Annotated in this window: 6 protein-coding genes; 4 read left to right on the forward strand and 2 right to left on the reverse strand. The window is 56.1% G+C overall.

All coding sequences use genetic code 11. The features are described from left to right. The first annotated feature begins 18 nt into the window (after window positions 1-18). Window positions 19-867, forward strand: a complete 849-nt coding sequence (locus B7L71_RS16010; RefSeq protein WP_081139109.1) for an MOSC domain-containing protein — start codon at window positions 19-21, stop codon at window positions 865-867. On the opposite strand, the gene B7L71_RS16015 is transcribed toward B7L71_RS16010, so the two are convergent. Further along, the gene (locus tag B7L71_RS16015) at window positions 821-1,726 is read right to left on the reverse strand and encodes a DMT family transporter (RefSeq protein WP_081139111.1); all 906 of its coding nucleotides are present in this window, start codon (window positions 1,724-1,726) and stop codon (window positions 821-823) included. The two genes, B7L71_RS16010 and B7L71_RS16015, sit on opposite strands and share 47 nt — an antisense overlap. A 204-nt stretch (window positions 1,727-1,930) precedes the next feature. Here B7L71_RS16015 and B7L71_RS16020 point away from each other — a divergent pair, with 204 nt between their 5' ends. The 3 genes from B7L71_RS16020 to B7L71_RS16030 all read left to right on the forward strand — a co-directional run bounded on the left by B7L71_RS16020 (window position 1,931) and on the right by B7L71_RS16030 (window position 4,071). Continuing rightward, window positions 1,931-2,713: a MotA/TolQ/ExbB proton channel family protein gene (locus tag B7L71_RS16020; protein ID WP_081139112.1), complete on the forward strand. Its 783-nt coding sequence runs from the start codon at window positions 1,931-1,933 to the stop codon at window positions 2,711-2,713. Between the two features lie 4 nt (window positions 2,714-2,717). Next, window positions 2,718-3,548, forward strand: a complete 831-nt coding sequence (locus B7L71_RS16025; RefSeq protein ID WP_230478344.1) for a flagellar motor protein MotB — start codon at window positions 2,718-2,720, stop codon at window positions 3,546-3,548. 100 nt (window positions 3,549-3,648) lie between these two features. Then, window positions 3,649-4,071, forward strand: coding sequence for an OsmC family protein (locus B7L71_RS16030; RefSeq protein ID WP_016914574.1), 423 nt, complete (start codon window positions 3,649-3,651; stop codon window positions 4,069-4,071). Window positions 4,072-4,243: 172 nt separating this feature from the next. On the opposite strand, the gene B7L71_RS16035 is transcribed toward B7L71_RS16030, so the two are convergent. Further along, window positions 4,244-4,651, reverse strand: coding sequence for a PRC-barrel domain-containing protein (locus tag B7L71_RS16035; RefSeq protein WP_016914573.1), 408 nt, complete (start codon window positions 4,649-4,651; stop codon window positions 4,244-4,246). Window positions 4,652-4,993: the final 342 nt, after the last annotated feature.

A 4,993-nucleotide genomic window follows, 5' to 3' on the forward strand; every position in this document is an offset into this window, starting at 1 on the left:
TCTTCAAATGAGGCTGCCGTGAATATCACTCAACTGACGGTCTATCCGGTCAAGTCGCTCAAGGGGATCGACCTGCAACAGAGCGAGCTCTACACCCACGGGTTGGCCTGTGATCGGCGCTGGATGCTGGTCGATGCGCAGCAGCGTTTCGTCACTCAGCGTCAGCTGCCCGCCCTGGCCACCATAGGCGTGGCTCTCGATGAGCGCTCGCTGGTGCTCTCGCATCCGTCACTGGCGCCTATCGCCATTTCACTGGATGAGCCCGAGGGGGAGCTACGCCAGGTGACCGTCTGGAAAGATCACTGCCAGGCCTATCCGGAAGGTGCAGAGGTGTCACGATGGCTGGAGGCTGCCTTGGGGGATACGGCCCGGGGCTTGAGTCTGGTGCGCTTTGCCAGCGACTTTCCACGGCCCGTGGAAGCGGACTTCCTGGCGGGCGACAGCGCGGATACTTTCTTCTCGGACGGCTACCCTTTCCTGGTTACCACCACCGGTTCGCTGGATGCGCTCAATCAGGCGCTGGTGGCTGCTGGGCAATCTCCCATCCCCATGAACCGGTTTCGGCCCAACATCGTGGTGGAGTGTGCCACCGCTTGGGCGGAAGACCGCTGGGCCGGGCTGCGAGTACCCACTGGTGGTATCGAACTCACCCTGCGCAAGCCTTGCCAGCGCTGCAAGATCACCACTGTGGATCAACAGACCGGTGCGGTCCCTGCCCAAGGCGAGCCACTCAAGACGCTGCTGTCACTCAATACCCAGCCGCATCTGAAAGGCGCTTTTTTTGGCCAGAATGCCACGCTGACCAAGGGGCAGGGCGCGACTATTCGTGTGGGGGACGCCGTAGAGGCATTACCACGCGAGGTTTGAAGCGCAGCAGCCCCGTGGCCACGGCGGTGCCCATCAATGTAATCACCATGCCGAGCACTACCTGCAGCGAGAGCGTTTCTTCCAGCAGCAGATAGCCCCACAGCAGCGCGCTCACCGGCACCAGAAAGGTGACCGTGGATGTGGCGGTGGCCCCGGCGCTGGCCAGCAGTCCGAAATAAAGTAGAAAGGCCACGGCGGTGCTCAGCACCGCCAGGGCCAAGGCGTTACCCCAGGCCAGCGTGCTGATGGGCTCGCTGGGCCATAGCAGCAGGCCGGGGATCAGCAGCACGAGCGCCGACATGGCGCTGCTGCCCGCGGCCAGTACCCGCGTGGGTAAATGGCCTAGCCGGGTTTTCGAATAATTGCCTGCGACCCCATAGCAGAGGGTGGCTCCCAGCACGGCCACGATGAACCAGCCGTCTCCCCCCAAACTGAAGTCCAGACGATGTGCCGACAGCACATAAACTCCCACCAGCGCCAACGTCAGCCCCAGGTATTGCTGACGTTTCACGGGCGTGGCAAAAAAAGCCGCCCCCAGCAGCGCGGTAAAAATAGGCGTGGTGGCGTTGAGCAGCGAGGTAAATCCCGCTTCCAGGCGCGTGGTTGCCAGTGCCAGCAGGGAAAAGGGCAGCACATGGCTGACCACGCCCAGCAGAAGTAGCGGCCCTTTGTGCTGCCAGATCAGCCGGGCGTAGTGCAGGCTCAGCAACAGTGGCACGAGCAGCAGGGCGCCAATAGTCATGCGTATCCACACCAAGGGGACAGAGCCGAATTCCGGTGCCGCCACGCGCATGAAAATAAACGAAAGCCCCCATAACGAAGAGAGCAATATTAAGCGCAGCGCGTCGGCTGTGGACATGGCAGTTCCTTGGAGTAAACACCGGTATAGAGAGCAACCGCTCAGCATAACCATAATATGAGCACATGCGAATACGTCTTAAGGGTTAGCAGTTTCATTTGTCAATAATGGTTACATCATGGTTTTGGTGTTGACGCTTGGGGGTTTGGTCTCTACTGTCTCAGAGAACGTTGGTGGCTAATATTGACACACTGAGGATACACCGTGGATCTCGCGACGCTGATTGGTCTTGTAGGTGCTGCTGTACTGGTAGGAGCTTCTGTGATGCTGGGCACCTCGCCCGAGGTATTCCTGAATCTTACTGGGCTACTGCTGGTCGTGGGGGGAAGCTTGTTCGTGGTGCTGGCCAAGTTCAGCATTACCCAGTTCAAGTTCGCGCTCAAGGCGGCGGCTCGGGCGTTCAAGTTTCAGCTACCCAGTACTCAAGACAGCATCGACGAACTCGTTGAGTTAGCCAAAGTGGCACGTCGCGAGGGCATGATCGCGCTGGAAAGCCGTGAAGTCAGCTCGCCTTTTCTCCAGCAGGGGTTGCAGATGCTGGCGGATGGCTTCAGCGCCGACATGATCAAGGAGATGATGGAAAAAGAGCGCCTGCTGACGCTGGAGCGCAACGAGGCCGGAGGCCAAGTGTTTTCCGCGCTAGGGGAAGTATCTCCGGCCATGGGCATGATTGGCACCCTGGTAGGACTGGTGCAGATGCTCGCCAATATGAACGACCCGTCACTGATTGGGCCCGCCATGGCCGTGGCGCTACTGACCACCATGTATGGCGCCATGATTGCCACAATGTTTGCCAACCCCATTGCTGAAAAGCTATGGGTACGCATGAATCAGGAAGCCAAGATGCAGGAGCTGTGGATCGACGCGCTGCTGGCCATCAAGGGCGACAAGAACCCCCGTGTACTGGAGCAAATGCTGGCCCTCTATTTGCCGCCAGAGCGTCGTGTAGAGTCCGACGAACGTAAGACAGCGAGCGAGCGGGGATAAGTCGGTGGCAAGAAGAAAGAGCAATATCCCAGCGTGGATGGTGACCTATGCGGACTTGATGTCACTGCTGCTGTGCTTTTTTGTGCTGCTGCTCTCCTTTGCTGAAATCGATGCGCAAAAATTTCGGCGCGTGGCCGAGTCGTTGTCTGAGGCCTTCGGTGTACAGCGGGATATCGAAGCGATGCAGATACCCATGGGCACCAGTGCGGCCATGCAGCACTTTTCGCCAGCGACGCCCGACCGTACCTTGATCGAGGAAGTGCGCCAGCGGACGCAACAGCCGCAACCCCAGTTGGAAACCATGCGCACCGTGCTGGAAAACCAGCAGCGTCAACGTACTCTGCAAATAGCTAACAGTATCGAAAAGTTGTTGGCTACTGCGTTATCTGAAGGGGGCGTGGAGATTGAAGTGGAAGAGGCGCGGATTATCATCCGAGTCGCCGAAAACGGCACTTTTGGTTCAGGCACCGCCACGGTGACGCCTGCGTTTGCCTCACTGCTGGTAGAACTTTCCAGTCTCCTCAGTGGTTTGAGTGGCACGCTATCAGTGCATGGGCATACCGATAACGTGCCTATCCGCACGGCGCAGTTTCGCAGCAATTGGGATCTTTCCGCCATGCGTGCTGCGTCCGTGGCTAATGTGCTGATCGAAGACGGCAATATGGCGCCTGAGCGTCTGATCATCCAAGGGTTTGCCGAAACACGGCCGGTGGCCAGTAACACCACCTCCGATGGCAGGGCGGCCAATCGGCGCGTCGAACTGCTCATCGATGCCAGTGCACCCGTCGAGTTGGCGGCGATGAGCAGCGAGTCCTCAGGTGATATCACGCCGTGACATTCGGCAAGCCCCGGAGAAATCAGCTACCCTGAAAAGGCTGAACGCTCTCTTGCGCTCAGTTCGCCATTAGCGAACTACCCTGGGAAAGGAGAACAGAATGGATAGCAAAGCAAGCGCACGTTGGGAAGGTGGTTTGAAGGACGGCCAAGGGCATGTATCTACCGAAAGTGGAGCGCTGGACGCCAACTACTCGTTCAAGCAGCGCTTCGAAGGCGCGCCGGGCACCAATCCAGAAGAGCTGATCGGTGCTGCCCATGCGGGCTGTTTTTCCATGGCGCTCTCCATGATTCTTGGCGAAAAAGGCTACACGGCGGAGTCCATTGATACACAGGCCAGCGTAACGCTGTCACAGGGCTCGAATGGTTTCGATATTTCGAAAATTCATCTTGAAGTAGAAGCTAGCGTGAGCGGAGCGGATGAAGCCGCTTTTAAAGAAGCCGCAGAGACGGCCAAAGCAAATTGTCCTGTTTCAAAAGTATTGAATGCTGAGATTACCATGACCGCAAAGTTAAAAGGTTGATTTAATAACTTGTGTTATGGAAAAGGCGTCAAGTGCTTCTTTTGACTTTTAGTTGAGCTGGCTTTAAAGCTTAATGGAAGTGTTAACTTGGCGCCTTAAAGTATTGCTGTCTAGATGCTAAAAGGCCTTGGCAATTGCCAAGGCCTTTTTTAACGCTTACCGTTATCAGCGTTTAGTCACGCTCATACTCTTCGGCAGCTTCCAGTGCATCCTGTGATGCATTGACGCGAATCACGTAGTCATCGCCGTCATCATCTTTCGTCAGTTCCAGAGAGTCCCACTCGACGGCAACGTCTTTCTCGCCCATGCCGAGGAACCCACCGATACCCATGACGACAGCCTGGATCTGACCATCTTCATCGATGACCAGGTCAGAAATGGTACCGATATCCTCATCTTCTTCTACGGTGCTTTTCACGTTGTTGCCGATCAGCGAATCAGCATGGAACGTGTTTTCAGGCTGCGTGGTGAGGTAGGTAGCTTCAGCTGCCACTGTTTCCTGAGCGCTGACCGAGCCAGCGGCAAACATGAAAGCAGGCACCATCAACGTACCGAGGAAAGCAGGTTTAATCATTTTCATGGCTATTGCTCCTTGCGCTTGCATTAGGACAGGGTGTGGTTGCACCGGTGTCTAAACAAATTAACGGTCATGGCTCATCAAACAGTGTGATTTGATAAAGGCAGTGTTTAATTGCCTAGCGCTATTCCTATAGCGTCCACCATTTACGTTACTCCTGAGGCGACTCCTCTCATGCCAACGATTCTATCAATAACCCGTATTACGGGTGGGCTAACAGAAACTGGTATTAAGGAAAAGCAACGTCTTGTCTTGCGCGTCACTGCGTCAAGACACTTATCAAGGTAGACGCTCCATAATGTTTTGCAAGATGAATGGCCATTTTTTTGTCATGGACCTGAATCC

Source organism: Halomonas sp. BC2 (assembly GCF_002078115.1).
GTDB classification, from domain to species: Bacteria; Pseudomonadota; Gammaproteobacteria; order Pseudomonadales; family Halomonadaceae; genus Vreelandella; species Vreelandella stevensii.